Source organism: Allobosea sp. P5_A5, from assembly GCF_056400625.1.
The window spans coordinates 191,637-207,019 of the sequence record NZ_JBFUKY010000004.1; the positions used below are offsets into that span (position 1 = coordinate 191,637).

General features: G+C 66.0%; 14 protein-coding genes. 5 read left to right on the top strand and 9 right to left on the bottom strand.

Annotated elements, in window-relative coordinates:
- Nucleotides 1–52: 52 nt before the first annotated feature.
- The 3 genes from acpS to AC1DR6_RS10550 are packed head-to-tail and all read right to left on the bottom strand — an operon-like array spanning nt 53 to nt 2,533.
- On the bottom strand, nt 53–457 hold the full coding sequence (gene acpS / locus AC1DR6_RS10540; RefSeq protein ID WP_476829173.1) for a holo-ACP synthase: 405 nt from the start codon (nt 455–457) through the stop codon (nt 53–55).
- A complete protein-coding gene (locus AC1DR6_RS10545) occupies nt 454–1,731 on the bottom strand; it encodes a 3-phosphoshikimate 1-carboxyvinyltransferase (RefSeq protein ID WP_476829174.1) in 1,278 nt (425 codons plus the stop codon). Before AC1DR6_RS10545 ends, acpS begins: the two co-directional genes overlap by 4 nt.
- Before the next feature lie 55 nt (nt 1,732–1,786).
- Nucleotides 1,787–2,533 carry a pyridoxine 5'-phosphate synthase gene (locus AC1DR6_RS10550; protein ID WP_476829175.1) on the bottom strand — a complete coding sequence of 249 codons (747 nt, stop codon included), beginning with the start codon at nt 2,531–2,533 and terminating at the stop codon, nt 1,787–1,789.
- Between the two features lie 299 nt (nt 2,534–2,832).
- Here AC1DR6_RS10550 and AC1DR6_RS10555 point away from each other — a divergent pair, with 299 nt between their 5' ends.
- From AC1DR6_RS10555 to AC1DR6_RS10565, 3 genes are all read left to right on the top strand, one after another.
- Complete coding sequence (locus tag AC1DR6_RS10555; protein ID WP_476829176.1) at nt 2,833–4,542, top strand: ATP-binding protein; 1,710 nt, start codon at nt 2,833–2,835, stop codon at nt 4,540–4,542.
- A 102-nt stretch (nt 4,543–4,644) separates the two neighbouring features.
- On the top strand, nt 4,645–5,040 hold the full coding sequence (gene rpoZ / locus AC1DR6_RS10560) for a DNA-directed RNA polymerase subunit omega (protein ID WP_476829177.1): 396 nt from the start codon (nt 4,645–4,647) through the stop codon (nt 5,038–5,040).
- Nucleotides 5,041–5,207: 167 nt separating this feature from the next.
- Nucleotides 5,208–7,418 (top strand): RelA/SpoT family protein, encoded by a 2,211-nt coding sequence (locus AC1DR6_RS10565; RefSeq protein WP_476829376.1) that lies wholly within the window; start codon nt 5,208–5,210, stop codon nt 7,416–7,418.
- 18 nt (nt 7,419–7,436) lie between these two features.
- On the opposite strand, the gene AC1DR6_RS10570 is transcribed toward AC1DR6_RS10565, so the two are convergent.
- Complete coding sequence (locus tag AC1DR6_RS10570) at nt 7,437–7,562, bottom strand: hypothetical protein (protein ID WP_476829178.1); 126 nt, start codon at nt 7,560–7,562, stop codon at nt 7,437–7,439.
- A gap of 54 nt (nt 7,563–7,616) precedes the next feature.
- On the opposite strand from AC1DR6_RS10570, the gene recO reads away from it, so the two are divergent.
- Complete coding sequence (recO, locus tag AC1DR6_RS10575) at nt 7,617–8,360, top strand: DNA repair protein RecO (protein ID WP_476829179.1); 744 nt, start codon at nt 7,617–7,619, stop codon at nt 8,358–8,360.
- 122 nt (nt 8,361–8,482) lie between these two features.
- Nucleotides 8,483–10,732 carry a DNA topoisomerase IV subunit A gene (gene parC / locus AC1DR6_RS10580; protein ID WP_476829180.1) on the top strand — a complete coding sequence of 750 codons (2,250 nt, stop codon included), beginning with the start codon at nt 8,483–8,485 and terminating at the stop codon, nt 10,730–10,732.
- Nucleotides 10,733–10,786: 54 nt separating this feature from the next.
- Here the strand turns inward: parC and AC1DR6_RS10585 are convergent, their stop codons facing one another.
- The 5 genes from AC1DR6_RS10585 to AC1DR6_RS10605 form a co-directional block, all read right to left on the bottom strand.
- Nucleotides 10,787–11,386 (bottom strand): outer membrane protein, encoded by a 600-nt coding sequence (locus AC1DR6_RS10585; protein ID WP_476829181.1) that lies wholly within the window; start codon nt 11,384–11,386, stop codon nt 10,787–10,789.
- An 84-nt stretch (nt 11,387–11,470) separates the two neighbouring features.
- The gene (locus AC1DR6_RS10590; protein WP_476829182.1) at nt 11,471–12,499 is read right to left on the bottom strand and encodes a DUF2336 domain-containing protein; all 1,029 of its coding nucleotides are present in this window, start codon (nt 12,497–12,499) and stop codon (nt 11,471–11,473) included.
- Nucleotides 12,500–12,709: 210 nt separating this feature from the next.
- Nucleotides 12,710–13,474: an arginyltransferase gene (locus AC1DR6_RS10595; RefSeq protein ID WP_476829183.1), complete on the bottom strand. Its 765-nt coding sequence runs from the start codon at nt 13,472–13,474 to the stop codon at nt 12,710–12,712.
- A 102-nt stretch (nt 13,475–13,576) separates the two neighbouring features.
- Nucleotides 13,577–14,056: an RDD family protein gene (locus tag AC1DR6_RS10600; protein ID WP_476829184.1), complete on the bottom strand. Its 480-nt coding sequence runs from the start codon at nt 14,054–14,056 to the stop codon at nt 13,577–13,579.
- Nucleotides 14,057–14,110: 54 nt separating this feature from the next.
- A complete protein-coding gene (locus AC1DR6_RS10605; RefSeq protein WP_476829185.1) occupies nt 14,111–15,379 on the bottom strand; it encodes a threonine ammonia-lyase in 1,269 nt (422 codons plus the stop codon).
- Nucleotides 15,380–15,383: the final 4 nt, after the last annotated feature.

Below are 15,383 nucleotides of genomic sequence, written 5' to 3' on the forward strand. Positions count from 1 at the left end.
GCCTTTGCGCAGCGCCAGCCTTTTCGCACCGCCAGCTATTTTTAGCGCTTGGTCAGCCGTCGATAGGTCTTGCCTCGATCACCACGAAGGCCTGTGCCATCGGCGGGTCATCTGTCAGCGAAACATGGACGAAGGCCTCGTATCCGGCCGGTGTCATCGCCTTGAGCTTTTCAGCCGCGCCGCCGGTCAGCCGCATCGTCGGGCGCCCGCCGGGCAGGTTGACCACCTCCATGTCGCGCCAGAACACGCCGGCCCGCATGCCGGTGCCGAGCGCCTTCGAACAGGCCTCCTTGGCGGCGAAGCGACGCGCATAGGACGCAGCGCGGGTCGCTCGCCGGTCCGATTTGGCGCGTTCGCCCTGCGTGAAGACGCGATGCGTGAAGCGCTCGCCGAAGCGGTCCAGCGAATGCTGGATTCGTGTGATGTCGCAAAGATCTGAGCCGATGCCGAGGATCATAAGCCGGTGTTCTGCTCTTCGAGGCCGACCCCGAGCGAGGCGAGCGCATCCCAATAATCCGGGTAGGTCTTGGCGACGCAGTCCGGGTCGAGAATCGTGATGCCGTGCAGCTTCAACCCTGCCAGAGCGAAGCTCATCGCGATGCGGTGATCGGCACGGGTGTCGATCGAGGCCGGTGTCGTGCGCCCCGCCAGTGAGGGATCGGAGGCTACGACCAGGTCGTCGCCGTCCTCACGCCCAAGCCCCGGCACGATGGCCGAGAGGCCCGTCGCGAGCGCCGAGACGCGATCGCATTCCTTGACGCGCAGATTGGCGATGCCGGTGAAGCGCACCGGGGTCCGGTTGAAAGCCGCGAGCACAGCGAGCGTGGGCACGGCGTCCTGCATTTGCGAACCGTCGATGGTCTCGGGCAGATGCGGAAAGCGCGCGATCAACTCGTAAGAGCGCGCATCGGGCTGGGTAAAGGCCCCGGCCAATGTGCCGAGATCGATGGCGCCACCCGTCAGCACCTCGGCCGCCCATAGATAGGTCGCCGCCGAGGCGTCGGGCTCGATCACGAAATCGGTGGCGCGATAGCCGGTCGTCGCGATCGTCCATCGCGACGAGCCATCTCGCTTGACCTCGGCGCCGAAGGCGGTCATGGCGGAGACGGTGAGATCGACATAGCCGCGCGCGCCGATCGCGTCGCCGGTCAGCGAGACTTCCACCGGCCCGGTTCCGCAGGCGCCCAGCATGAGCAGCGCCGAGACATACTGGCTCGACAACCCGCCATCGATCTCGACCCGACCGCCGGCGAAGCGCCCGTTTCCGCGGATGGTGACCGGTGGGCAGCCGGTCGGTGTCGCCGCATCCACGCCAAGCCTTTGCAGAGCCTCGACCAGCGGGCGGATCGGCCGCTTGCGCATATGCTCGTCGCCATCGACCACCACGACGCCATCGACCAGCGCGGCTGCAGCCGTGAGAAAACGCGTCGCGGTGCCGGCATTCCCGAGGAAGAGCGGGCTGTCAGGCGCCCGCAGCATACCGCTGCCGGTCACGATGAAGCTGGTCTCGTCCGGTTCGGCGATCGTCACGCCCATCGCGCGAAGCGCATTCGCCATATGGCGGGTGTCATCGCTCTTCAGCGCCCCGGTGAGACGGCTCGTCCCCCGGGCCAGTGCCGCCAGGAGCAGCGCGCGATTGGTGATCGATTTGGAGCCCGGCGGCATGACCCGGCCCCGCAGGGGGCCCAGCGGGGGAATGATGGTGAGCGCCTCTCGGCCGTGCTGCGTCATGGCTTCGGATATTCCGTGGCGACCGGCTGAACCGGCAGGGGATGACGGGCGATCATCACAATCCCCGCCCTTCGTCCATCGCTTTGCGCATCTGGCGGATCGCGGCTTCCAGCCCGGTGAAGATCGCCTCGCCGATCAGGAAATGGCCGATGTTGAACTCGACGAATTCAGGCACGGCCGCCAGCACCCGTGCGCTGGCGAAATCCAGCCCGTGGCCCGCGTGAACCTCGAGCCCCAGCGACGCGCCAAAGGCGGCGCCGGCCCGCAGCCGCGCCAGCTCCGCCTGGGCTTTTTCAGCCTCGCCATGCGCCAGCGCCTCGCACCAGCTGCCGGTATGCAGTTCCACGACCGGGGCGCCGAGCTCGGCTGCGACGGCGATGGGCTCGAGGTCCGGCTCGATGAACAGCGACACCCGGCACCCGGCCGCCTTGAGCCGTTCGATCACGGGGCGGAGGTGGTCGCGCTGTCCCGCTACGTCCAGCCCGCCCTCGGTCGTGCGCTCCTCGCGTTTTTCCGGCACCAGGCACGCCGCATGCGGTTTCAGCCTCTCGGCCAGCGCGATCATCTCCTCGGTGGCGCCGAGTTCGAAGTTGAGCGGCCTGGTCAGTTCGCGCGCCAGCCGTTCGATGTCGGCGTCGCGGATGTGGCGCCGGTCTTCCCGCAGATGCGCGGTGATGCCATCGGCGCCGGCGGCGATGGCGAGTTGGGCGGCTCGCACCGGGTCGGGCAGGGCGCCGCCGCGCGCATTGCGCACCGTCGCGACGTGATCGATGTTGATGCCCAGACGAAGCCGCTCGGCCATGATCCCACCTCCACCCCTGCAGCCTTCAGCCTGAAAGCCGGCAGATCCGCGAGACGGCGATACGTCCGCGCGGTTGCCCCGTCGATAGAGAAACTCCGGCTTATGCTCAATCGGGCCTTCGGAATGGCCGCCAGCCGAAAATGCCTCGAAGGGTGCGGCGGTGGTTCATCTGCGATCTCCGCCTTTGGCGATCTGCTAACCGAGATATCAGGAAGTCTCAGCCGTCGAAGCAATTCGTAACCGGCATCCCGTTCCATGCATCGGCTGGACCTAGAACGGGTGAATGCATGCAGCTTGCCGTGAAAACGGGACAATTCGAAACCGATATCGCCAATGACAGGCGCGATTCCGGCCAGCCGCTGGAGCGCGTCATCGGCCGCGTCATCGGCTGCGACGGCGCGCGGGCCACGATCCTGAGCGCTGTCTCGACCGCGAGCTGGCTCGCCGCCGACGCCTGGGCGATCGGCAAGCTGATTTCGATCAATCTCGGCCATAGCCGCATCGTCGCGCTCGTCTACAAGGTTCATGCCGTCGAGACCGCCTGGACCGACGAGGCCGAGAACGCGATTCGGGTCGAGGTCGAGTTCCTCGGCGAAGTCCTCGATGGCGGCGATGCACCGGCGCGATTTCAGAGCGGCATCACCGGCTACCCGCCGATTGGCGCCATCGCCCACCGCATCCGCGCGGTGGACCTCGCGCTGGTTTACGATCTCGGGGGCCGCAAGGGCGCCGTGATCGGGCACATCACCCAGGATGCGAACATCGACGCCACCGTCGATATCGAAGGGATGCTGTCGCGCCATTTCGCCTTGCTCGGGACGACCGGCGTCGGCAAGTCGAGCGCGGTCGCGCTGCTGCTGCGCAAGGCTGTCGCGATGCGGCCGCGCCTGCGCGTGCTGATCCTCGATCCCCATAACGAATACGCCAGCGCCTTTCCCGATCTCGCCTTGACGATCGACGGAGACGCGATCGATCTGCCGATGTGGATGTTCCGGCAGGAGGAACTCGCCGACGTCGTGTTCCGTGGCCGCCCGGCACTGGACGACGAGCCCGACATCCTGCGCGAGGTCGTGGCGACCGCCCGAAGCCGGTACCGCATGCCGGCCGCCCCTGATATCGCACGCGATCTCGGTTCCTCGCTTCTGAAGCGCCCGCTTGACGGGGGCGGTTCGCGAACAGCCGGCCTCGATCCGGCGCCGCCCCAAAGCTCCGCTCCCGACGCCGCGACGCCTTATCGTCTCAAGGATGTCTTTGCCGCGATCGACGAACTGATCGGCCTGCACGAGCAGCGCTGGCCACGGGCCGCCCTGCGCTCGCTCAAGGTCCGGCTGGAATCGCTCCACACCGATCCGCGCTATCGCTTCATGTTCGGCCGCGCCACCATGCACGAGACGATGGCGCCGGTGCTCGCGCAGGTCTTCCGAATTCCGGCTCATGGGCGCCCGATCACGGCCTTCCAGCTCGGCGGCCTGCCGGGCGAGGTGGTGAATGCCGTTGCCTCGGTGCTGTCGCGTCTCGCCTTCGACGTGGCCGTGGCGAGCCAGGGCTCGCTGGAAGTGCTGGTTCTTTGCGAGGAAGCCCATCGCTACGTGCCGAGCGACCCCAAGCTCGGCTTTGCCCCGACGCGCCAGGCGATCGCGCGCATCGCCAAGGAGGGCCGGAAATACGGCGCATATCTCGGCGTGGTGACGCAGCGGCCGGGCGAACTCGACCCGACCATCCTGTCGCAATGCTCGACCGTTTTTGCGATGCGGCTCGCCAACGAGCGCGACCAGCAGATCATCCGGTCGGCGATTTCGGATGCTTCGGCGAGCACCATCGCTTTCCTGGCGTCGATCGGCAATCGCGAGGCCATCGCTTTCGGTGAAGGGGTGGCGACGACCATGCGGATGCGCTTCGCTACGCTGCCTCCGCACGAATTGCCGGCGATGGGGAGCCGACAGGTCGTGGCGGAGGGGTCGCGCCTGGATATCACGCTGGATGACCTGATAAGGCGGATGCGCGCCTGACGACGCATCCGGTTGCCAGCGAAATTCTTGCATCCCCGGCGCTTTGGCTGTAAGGCCGAGCCTAACCAATTCCCTGCATCGCCGAGATCGGAAGGAGCCGCCATGGCTCGCGTCACCGTTGAAGACTGCATCGACAAGGTCGAGAACCGCTTCGAACTCGTCCTGCTCGCCAGCCATCGCGCGCGGATGATCGGCTCGGGCTCGCAAATCCTGGTTGATCGCGACAACGACAAGAATCCGGTCGTCTCGCTGCGCGAGATCGCCGACGAGAAGCTGAAGCCCGAGGATCTGAAGGAAGACCTGATTCACTCGCTGCAGAAGCATGTCGAGGTCGACGAGCCGGAGCTGGAGACCGTTCCGCTGCTGGCCAGCCCCGCCGCCATGGCCGCCGCCGGTCCCGAGGGCGAGGCCCAGTTCGATCGCATGAGCGAGGACGATTTGCTGCGTGGTCTCGACGGCCTCGTGCCGCCGACCGAGAGCGCCGACGACGAGGATTGAGGCTGATTTCGCAGACCTTGCGGAATTCCTTCACCCTGCTGCCCTAAAGCCCGGCGTTGCCGGGCTTTTTCATGCCGGCCTGCGGGAAAACGCCTTGCTGCGGCTGGTGCCGCCGCCGATACTGTTTTTTGCAATAATCGACGCGATGAGGCTGGGCCCGCATGGGCATGATGCGGCAATACGAACTCGTCGACCGGGTCCGGAGCTATAATCCGAACACGGATGAGGATCTGCTCAACCGGGCCTATGTCTACGCCATGCGCGCGCATGGCACCCAGAAGCGCGCCTCCGGCGACCCGTTTTTTGCCCATCCGCTCGAAGTCGCGGCGATCCTGACCGACCTCAAGCTCGACGATGCCACCATCGTCGCGGCTGTCCTGCACGACACCGTCGAAGACACGGCCGCGACGCTCGAAGAGATCGAGGGCATGTTCGGCGCCGAGATCCGCCGGCTGGTCGACGGGCTGACCAAGATCAAGAAGCTCGACCTCGTCTCAAAGAAGGCGGCTCAGGGCGAGAATTTCCGCAAGCTGCTGCTCGCTATCGTCGACGACATCCGCGTGCTGCTGGTGAAGCTCGCCGACCGCCTGCACAACATGCGCACGCTGCATTTCGTGCTCCCGGAGAAGCGCCTGCGCATTGCCGAGGAGACGGTGGAGATCTACGCCCCGCTGGCCGGCCGCATGGGCATGCAGGAGCTGCGCGAGGAGCTGGAGGAGCTCGCCTTCCGCCACATTAAGCCGGAGGCCCACGACACCGTCACCAAGAGGCTGGAAGAGGTGACGGAGCGGGAAGGCAAGGTCATCGGCGCAATTGAACTCGACCTCCGCGACAAGCTCGCCGCTCGCGGCATTGCGGCCGATGTCTCGGGCCGCCGCAAGCGCCCCTATTCGATCTGGAAGAAGATGGAGCGGAAATCCGTCTCCTTCGAGCAGCTTTCCGACATCTTCGGCTTCCGCGTCATCGTCGAGGCGCCGGAGGATTGCTACCGCGTGCTCGGCATCGTCCATATGACCTGGCCGATGGTGCCAGGGCGTTACAAGGACTACATCTCCACACCCAAGCAGAACGATTATCGGTCGATCCACACCACCGTGGTCGGTCCCGGCCATAGCCGCGTCGAATTGCAGATTCGCACCGACGCGATGGACCGTATCGCGGAATACGGCATCGCCGCCCATGCCCATTACAAGGATGGCCGCCCCGGAAAACCCATCCGCCTGGCCGACGAGAGCCGCGCCTATCAATGGCTGCGCCGCACCGTCGATCTCCTGGCCGAGGGCGACAGCCCGGAAGAATTTCTCGAGCACACCAAGCTTGAACTCTTCCACGATCAGGTCTTCTGCTTCACCCCCAAGGGCCGCCTTATCGCGCTGCCGCGCGGCGCGACGCCGATCGACTTCGCCTATGCGGTGCACACCGATGTCGGCAACAGCGCCGTCGGGGCCAAGATCAATGGGCGCATCGCGCCTCTTCTGACCGAGTTGCAGAACGGCGACGAGGTCGAGATCACCCGCGCCGAAGGGCAGGCGCCACCCGCCGCCTGGGAGTCGCTGGTGGTCACCGGCAAGGCTCGTGCCGCGATCCGCCGCGCCACCCGCACCGCGGTGCGCCGCCAATATTCCGGGCTCGGGCGCCAAATCCTGGAGCGCGCCTTTTCGCGGGCGGAACGTGTCTTCTCCGACGACAAGCTCAAGGCCGCGTTGAAGCGGCTCGCTCGCAACACTGTCGACGATGTGCTGGCGGCGGTCGGTCGCGGCGAGATGTATTCCGGCGATGTGGTGAAGGCGGTTTACCCGGACCTTGAGCCCGAGAAGCGGCCGCCGGCCGATGCCAGGCCGAACGGGGCTGCGCCGGGCAAGGGCTGGTTCGAGCTTGGCAAGGGCGACAACCTCAAATTCAAGCTACCGGGGGAGCCGGGCCCGGGCGCGATCCCGATCCGAGGACTCGGTCGCGATTTGCCGGTGCGCTTCTCGCCGGCGGGCGGAGCTGTACCGGGGGACCGCATCGTCGGCATCCTCTCGCCCGGCGAGGGCGTGACGATCTACCCGATTCAGTCGCCGGCTCTGGCCGCCTTCGACAATGAGCCGGATCGCTGGCTGGATGTTCGCTGGGACCTCGACGACAAGGTGCAACAGCGGTTTCCGGCGCGCATCGCGCTGAAATCTTTGAACGAGCCCGGTTCGCTGGCGCAGGTGACGACGACGATCGCCGAACATGATGGCAATATCGACGCCGTTCACATGAACCGGCCGAATCCCGATTTCACCGACGTCACCATCGATCTCAGTGTCTGGGATCTGAAGCACCTCGCGGCGATCATCAGCGAATTGCGCGAAAAGCGTCAGATCAGCCGCGTCGAACGCGTGCTGGGGTAGGAGGCACGCAGCAAGGCGTCAGGCGCGGAACGCTGCGACCAACTCGCGGACGAAGGCGCCTGCCCGTGCGGTCGAGACATTGCTCCTGAGAACGACCTGGGACCGGCCGAGTTGCGGCAGGCCCCATTCCAAACCATCGGTCATGATGGCCCATGAGGCGGTTTCCTCCTGCGCCCTGCTGCCCTAAATCCTGTTGCCATGGAGTGGGTGGACGAAGGCACGGTCATCGGAGTGAAGGCCCACGGCGAAAGCGCCGTGATCCTGGAGGTGATGACCCGCGAGCACGGCCGCCATCTCGGGCTCGTCAGGGGCGGCCGCTCGCAGAAATCGCAGCCTTCGCTCCAGCCCGGGAACGCGGTGTCGCTGACCTGGCGAGCCAGGCTCGACGAGCATCTCGGTGAATACAAGATCGAGCTTTTGACGTCGCATGCCGCCCGGTTGATGGCGGCGCCTGTCGCGCTCTACGGGTTGGCGACGCTCGCCGGGCTGCTGCGGCTGTTGCCGGAGCGCGATCCGCATCCCGGGCTTTACGAGGGGCTCGCGCTGCTGGTCGGCCATCTCGACGAGCCGGAGCTGGCGCCGGCTCTCGTCGTGCGCTTCGAACTGGCGATGCTGTCGGAACTCGGCTTCGGCCTCGATCTTGCGCGGTGCGCGGCGACAGGCTCGACAGACGATCTGAGCCATGTCTCGCCGAAATCCGGCAAGGCGGTCAGCCGCCCGGCCGCAGCTCCTTATCTCAAGAAGCTCCTGGCCTTGCCGGCGTTCCTCGTCGAAGGGCAGGGCGGTCGCGCGCCCTCCGCAGCCGACATTCTCGCGGGCTTCGCCCTCACCGGCTTTTTCCTGCGCCGCCATGTCTGGGAGCCGCGCGGATTGCGCGAGCCGCCGGAACGGGAGCGTCTGGTCGGGCTGGCGGGTCGCAATTCCGTGTCATCCACCGCTTGATGAGCGGTTGCCGGCCCACGCAATTGCACGGGCTTCCCGTACCTGCATTGTTCTGGCGGGGCGATTCGCGCCGTGCCATATAAAGCCGCGCGTATTTCTGACGAGACGAGGGCTGACGAGGCATGGGCAAACCGGTCGATCCGCCGCCGGAGAACGAGTCCGAGCGCATCGACCTGAAGTCGGCGCTGGAAGAGCGTTACCTTGCCTACGCGCTGTCCACGATCATGCACCGTGCCTTGCCGGATGCCCGCGACGGGCTGAAGCCGGTTCACCGTCGCATCCTTCACGCCATGCGGCTGCTCCGGCTCGATCCCGGTCAGGTGCACAAGAAATGCGCCCGCATCGTCGGCGACGTGATCGGCAAGTTCCACCCCCATGGCGACCAGTCGGTCTACGACGCCCTGGTGCGCCTTGCGCAGGATTTCGCCCAGCGCTACCCGCTGGTCGACGGGCAGGGCAATTTCGGCAATATCGACGGCGATAACGCCGCAGCCTATCGCTACACCGAAGCGCGGATGACAGAGGTCGCGCGCCTTCTTCTCGATGGCATCGACGAGGATGCGGTCGATTTCCGCGAGACTTATAATGGCGAAGACGAGGAGCCGATCGTGCTCCCGGCCGCCTTCCCGAACCTGCTGGCCAACGGCTCGCAGGGCATCGCGGTCGGCATGGCGACCTCGATCCCGCCGCACAACGCCGCCGAACTCTGCGACGCCGCGCTCTACCTGATCCAGCACCCGGACACGCCCTCCGAGCAGCTGATGACCTTCGTGCCGGGTCCGGATTTCCCGACCGGCGGCATCATCGTCGAGACCCGTACCTCGATGATGGAAACCTACCGCACTGGGCGCGGCGCCTTTCGCACCCGCGCGCGCTGGTTCAAGGAGGAGCTGGAGCGCGGTGCGTGGCAGGTCGTCGTCACCGAGATCCCCTACATGGTCTCGAAGGGCCGGCTGATCGAGAAGATCGCCGAACTGCTGAACGACAAGAAGCTGCCGCTGGTGGCCGATCTGCGCGACGAGTCAGCGGAAGACATCCGCGTCGTCATCGAACCTCGCGCCCGCAACGTCGACCCCAACCTGATGATGGAATCGCTGTTCCGGCTCTCCGAGCTCGAAGCGCGCATTCCGATGAACATGAACGTGCTGACGGGCGGCCTGATCCCACGCGTGCTCAGCCTTGCTGAGGCGCTGCGCGCCTGGCTCGACCATCGCCGCGAGGTGCTGCAGCGGCGCTCGCGTTTCCGGCTCGGCCAGATCGACAAGCGGCTGGAAATCCTGCGCGGGCTGCTGATCGTCTATCTCGACCTCGACCGCGTCATCAAGATCATCCGCGAGGAGGATGAGCCGAAGGTCGAGCTGATGCGCTATTTCGAGCTCACCGAGGTGCAGGCCAACGCGATCCTCGATACGCGCCTGCGCGCCTTGCGCAAGCTCGAGGAAATGCAGCTCAAGACCGAGCTCGACGAATTGACCAAGGAGAAGGGGCAGGTCGAGGAGCTGCTCGCATCCGATGCGACGCAGTGGAAGACCATCGCTTGGGACATCCGCCAGGTGAAGAAGGCTTTCGGCCCTGAAACCGCGATCGGCAAGCGCCGCACCGATTTCGCGGATATGCCGGACACCACCGATATCGACCTGACGCAGGCGATGGTCGAGCGGGAGCCGGTCACGGTCGTGATCTCAAAGAAGGGCTGGATCCGCGCGCTCAAGGGCCATGTCCAGGACAAGTCGAGCTTTTCGTTCAAGGGCGACGACGCGCTCCAGACGGCCTTTTTCACCGAGACGACCGCAAAGGTGCTGGTGCTGGCCTCGAACGGCAAGGTCTTCACGCTGGACGCCGCAAAGCTGCCGGGTGGACGCGGCTTCGGCGACCCGATCCGCCTGATGATCGAGCTGGAGGAGACGGCCGAGATCGTCCAGGCCTTCCCCTATCGTCCCGGCACGAAGCTCCTGATGGTGACAAGCGAGGGGCGCGGCTTCCTCGCACCGACGGACGATGTCGTCGCCAATACCCGCAAGGGCCGGCAGGTGCTGAACGTCGATGGACCGCATGTCGCCTTGCTCGCGGTGCCGGCCGAGGGCGACCATGTCGCAATCATCGGCGAGAACAAGAAGCTGCTCTGCTTCCCCCTTTCCGAAGTTGCAGAAATGGCACGAGGCAAGGGCGTCAGGCTGCAACGCTACAAGACCGGCCGCGTGTCCGACGCCAAGGTCTTCACGCTGGCCGAGGGGCTGACATGGCTCGACAAATCGGGCCGGACTCGCACGGTCTCTGCGGATGATTTGGCCAAATGGCGGGGCCATCGCGGCGATAGCGGAGCGTTCCCGCTCCCGGCTCAGTTTCCGAGCACCAACAAATTCATCGGCTAGGATGCTGCACCGTGCCGTCCGCAACGGGCGGGCGGAAGACCGGTTTTTGGAGCCTCAGCGGATACGCTGACCAACCAGCCCGACCTCAAGCCCCAGCGTCAGCTTGTCCGTGACAGCCCATTCGACGCCAGCCCGCGCCTCCGGCCGGACGGCGATCTCGCTGCGGTCGAACGGGGATGAGACCGCCGTCGCGCCATAGCGCCAGGTTTCGTTTGCCGCGGTCATGCCGACCTTGGTGTAGAGCAGCACGTCGGGCGTCGCGAGCACGCCGGCCTTGACCTGAAAAGCGCCCGCGATGTCGCGAGTATAGGCGACGTTGCCGAAGCTCGGCGTTCCATAGCCGCCGATCACCGGCGCATAATCGATCGCCCCGACGATGCCGTAAACGAAATTGCCCTCGCGCCGCATCGTGCCGGCCTCCAGCCCGATCGTCGGCCCGGCGCTGGTGCGGACATGCTTGCCGCTGGTCACCTGGAAACCGGAGGAGATCCGGGCATAGGAGCCCTCCCATTTCGGCGAAAGAGAAGGCTCGTCCCAGGCGAAGGACGGCACTGCCGAGAACCCTGTGAGGGGAAGAGAGGTCTGCGCCCCGGCAGCGCCCGCGACCATTGTGCCGGCAACGCAGAGAGCGGCGAAAGCAACCGGACTTTTCACGTCGAACTCATCCTCGTGCCGCCCAAGCGCCGCAGGCTATCATGAGGCCGCGCGAATGTCGCCGATTTATGGCCGATGCCGATCTCAGGCGATCTTCGTCCGCAGTCTCAGGAAGCGCAGGGTTCGCTCGGCGGTTGCGAGGTCGAGCTTGGCATAGCCGTCGATATCGTCGTCGAGGTCGCTCTGCGAGAAATACAGGCGGCGCGCCCGCAGTTGCAGGACGGCGCGAAAAGCCGTGTTGCCGATTCCAAGCGAGCGACAGGTGACGGCGATGCCGCTCGCGTCGCGCTGCATCAAGACGCGCAAGGCCTGCTCGACCGTGATTCCCGCGATCTGCGAGATGACCTGAGCCAGATGATAGGCGCGGTCTTCGTCCGCCAGCATGGTCAGGACGTCGTCGGGTTCGCGAGTCCTGGTCGCGAGGTCGGCCAGCAGCAGCTTGACCTCCAGCCGCTGCTGTCGCGCCTGCCGGGCAAGAGAGGCGCCTTCGGCGGAAGCCGCGCTGCGCGGTGCCGTCCCGCCATCCGTCAACTGCTCGACGATCCGCAGCACACGGCCTGCGCGTTCCGGCGCCAGATCGGAACGGCGAGCCAGATTGCCGGCGATCGCGGCATCGCCGTCGCCGCGTTCCAGCAGCCTGTCGAAGCCCTTGTCGGAAAACGCGGCGCCCTCGTTGGCGCTGACCGTGTGCAGCACGGTCTGGTCGCCGCGCTCGACGAGGATGTCCGTCACGCTTTCGGAAAGGCGGGCACGATCCGCGATGGCGGCGAGATGCTGCTGCGATTGGCTGACGGCGATGGCGGCGAGGTCGCTGTCGGTCAGTACCGGGGAGAGCCGCAGGACCAACTGCGCGACCTCAGCATTCGAATCGCTGCCGAGCGTGGTCGCGACGTTGCGCGGAAGGGTCGGGATGGCGGCGACGCGGTCGGCATAGCCTTTGCGATCGTCTTCGCCGAGATGGGGCAGCGAGCTGACCGCGATGTCGCCGTAATGCTCTTTGCTGGCCTCGTTCGGGTCCTGGTCCAGCAGGAACAGGTCGGTGACGGCGTTGAGCAGCTGCCGGCGCGAATCCGACGATATGTCGGCCGGCATCCTGGTCAGATTGCGCAGCATGGTGCCCCCCAGCAATAACGTAAGGAGACCTTGTGCGATGCGAGCTTGATTTACTCTTAAGGCAAGCGCGGAATCGTGGGCCGGCAGAACGTTTGGCCGAGGTTTTTACTGGCTGAGGCGCCGAATGCACTGCGAAGCGCCTACAGGACAGGCATTACAACTATAAGTTGCATATCGCGTTGCTACAGGCGGCTAGCGCAGAGCAGCCCGTCAGTCCGGGAGAATATTGCGTTCGACCAGATCCCAGCCCTGCGGCGACAGGCGTTCCTGCGGGAGGAAGCGGGATTTGTAGTCCATCTTCGGGGAACCCTCGACCCAGTAGCCGAGATAGACATAGGGCAGGCCGAGGAGGCGGGCGCGCCGGATGTGGTCGAGCACCATGAAAGTCCCGAGCGAACGCGCCTCCAGGTTCGGATCATAAACCGAATAGACCATCGACAGACCGTCATTCAGCGTGTCGGTCAGCGCCAGCGCGAAAAGGTCGCCCGCTCCGCGCCCGGTGAAGCCGGAATCGGGGCCGCGCCGTCGGTATTCGATCAGCTCGGTCTCGACATGAGTATCCTCGATCATCATCGCGAAATCGAGGGCGGACATCGTCGCCATGCCGCCTTCCGGGTGGCGGATGTCGAGATAGGCGCGAAACAGCGAGTAGTGTTCCGATTTCGGCTGGGTCGGCTTGACCTCGCCGATGAGGTCGACGTTTCGCGCCAGCACCTTGCGGAAGCCGCGAGACCAGCGAAAGCTCTCGACCGGCACACGCACCGAGATGCAGGAGCGGCAGGTTTCGCAGGCCGGCCGATAGGCGATGCTTTGCGAGCGCCGAAAGCCGCCTTGCGACAGCACATTGTTGAGGTCCGGCGCGCGTGGGCCGACCAGATGGGTAAATACCTTCCGCTCCTCGCGTCCCGGCAGATAGGGGCACGTGGTCGGCGAGGTCAGGTAGAACTGCGGGGCATCCCGCAACGGGCGAGTCACGTCGACGGACTCCGGCAAAAACTGCGCCGGGTGAGTGTATCACCCGGCGCAGGTGCAACAAGCGCGCTTTGATGGCCGCGACCCGAAGGCGCGGCCGTTTCGTCAGGCCCGCACGACAACCAGCCCGGTCAGCAGGTCGTGGCCAAGCCTTCGGTCCGCGCGGAACAAGCCGCAGGCGATGTCGAGCAGCCAGAGCGCGACCGTTCCCGCCGCAAGATAGAAAAACAGGGCGTGGACCGCCGCGACCAACCCGTCCGGACGCGCGCCGCTGGCTGTCTCGACCCGCAGGCCCGCCACGCGCATGCCCCAGGTCGCCTGGCGCCTGCCACCGACGGTCAGCGCGGCATAGCCGAGCGCGGTCGCGACCGCCGCTGCCGGGATCAGGAACCACGTCGCCCCGAAGGTGACGACGCCGAGCAGCACGAGCAGCAGGAAGACCAGCCAGCCGAGGAAGAACAGCACGACGATGTCGATGATCCAGGCGAACAGCCGGGCGCCCAACACGCCGCTGGTGTTCTGGTAGGCGCGCGCATCCAGCACCGGGGGCGGCTGCTGGGTGGTGCCGTAGCGGGTGTCGCTCATCGAAAGATCGTCTCCATCAGGCCGCAACAGTGTGGCCCGAGCGATCATGTTTGATCACCGGGCCGGTTCCGCAAGGCCACGCGGCAGGATACGGCGCGGTGCGAAGCCGTTTTTCGCCAAGACATCCTCGATCGCACGTGAATGCGCCTCTCCGCGCGTCTCGACGGTGACGTCCAGCGTCACGCCCTTGGCCGGCACGTCCAGGAACAGGCGGCCATGGCTGACCTCGAGGATGTTCGCACCCTCGGTCCCGAGCAGGCTGGCGATCTTGCCGAGCAATCCCGGCCGGTCGCTCGAGGTCAGGCGGAAGGCGATGATGCGGTCCTCGCGTTCCAGTTCGCGCACCATGATCGCTGCCAGCAGCCGGGTGTCGATATTGCCGCCGCAGAGCACGAGCCCGACCTTGCGGCCGCGATAGCGCTCGGGCTCCTTCAGCATCGCTGCGAGCCCGGCCGCGCCTGCGCCTTCGGCAAGCGTGTGCTGCAGACAGGCATAGGCGTTGACGGCCCGCTCGATCAGATCCTCGCCGACCAGCACGATGTCGGAGACCAGGCTGGAGACGATCGGTAGCGTCATCCGCCCGACCGTCTTGACCGCGATGCCTTCGGCCAGCGTCGCCCCGCCGATCGGCCGGTCCTGCGCGTTGATCGCGTTCGAGAAGGAGGGATAAAGCTCGGCCTCGACGCCGATGAGCTCGATACCCGGCTTGATCGCCTTGGCCGCGACGGCATTGCCCGCCATCAGCCCGCCGCCGCCCAGCGGAATGATCAGCACATCGAGATCGGGCTCGTCCGCCAGCATCTCGCGCGCCACCGTGCCCTGTCCCGCCATCACGGCGGCGTCGTCATAGGGGTGGACGAAGACGAGAGCCTCCTCGTCGGCGAGTTCATGCGCCTTCTCGGCGGATTCGTAGAGCGTCTCGCCGTGCAGGACGACGCGCGCGCCATGCGAGCGTGTGTTCTCGACTTTCACCAGCGGCGTGGTTTCCGGCATCACGATGGTGGCGGGAATGCCGAAGCGCTTGGCATGGTAGGCGACGGCTTGCGCATGGTTGCCGGCCGACATCGCGATGACGCCGCGCGCACGTTCGGCGTCGCTGAGCGAGAGCAGCTTGTTGACCGCACCGCGTTCCTTGAACGACGCCGTCGCCTGCATGTTCTCGTGCTTCACCAGAATCGTCGCGCCGGTCAGCTCCGAGAGGCGCGGCGCTGGCACGAGAGGCGTCCGCAGGACATGGCCTTCGATCCGGCGCGCGGCGGCGTCGATGTCGTCGGGCGTGATGGCAAAGCGGTCGGTCGTCGGGCGGCTGGCGGTGTCGTTCATGCCG

What these genes read in the sequence shown, in the direction of transcription:
- acpS (WP_476829173.1), bottom strand. Translation starts at nt 457, where the DNA reads ATGATCCTCGGCATCGGCTCAGATCTTTGCGACATCACACGAATCCAG.
- AC1DR6_RS10545 (WP_476829174.1), bottom strand. Translation starts at nt 1,731, where the DNA reads ATGACGCAGCACGGCCGAGAGGCGCTCACCATCATTCCCCCGCTGGGC.
- AC1DR6_RS10550 (WP_476829175.1), bottom strand. Translation starts at nt 2,533, where the DNA reads ATGGCCGAGCGGCTTCGTCTGGGCATCAACATCGATCACGTCGCGACG.
- rpoZ (WP_476829177.1), top strand. Translation starts at nt 4,645, where the DNA reads ATGGCTCGCGTCACCGTTGAAGACTGCATCGACAAGGTCGAGAACCGC.
- AC1DR6_RS10565 (WP_476829376.1), top strand. Translation starts at nt 5,208, where the DNA reads ATGATGCGGCAATACGAACTCGTCGACCGGGTCCGGAGCTATAATCCG.
- AC1DR6_RS10570 (WP_476829178.1), bottom strand. Translation starts at nt 7,562, where the DNA reads ATGACCGATGGTTTGGAATGGGGCCTGCCGCAACTCGGCCGGTCCCAG.
- recO (WP_476829179.1), top strand. Translation starts at nt 7,617, where the DNA reads ATGGAGTGGGTGGACGAAGGCACGGTCATCGGAGTGAAGGCCCACGGC.
- parC (WP_476829180.1), top strand. Translation starts at nt 8,483, where the DNA reads ATGGGCAAACCGGTCGATCCGCCGCCGGAGAACGAGTCCGAGCGCATC.
- AC1DR6_RS10590 (WP_476829182.1), bottom strand. Translation starts at nt 12,499, where the DNA reads ATGCTGCGCAATCTGACCAGGATGCCGGCCGACATATCGTCGGATTCG.
- AC1DR6_RS10600 (WP_476829184.1), bottom strand. Translation starts at nt 14,056, where the DNA reads ATGAGCGACACCCGCTACGGCACCACCCAGCAGCCGCCCCCGGTGCTG.
- AC1DR6_RS10605 (WP_476829185.1), bottom strand. Translation starts at nt 15,379, where the DNA reads ATGAACGACACCGCCAGCCGCCCGACGACCGACCGCTTTGCCATCACG.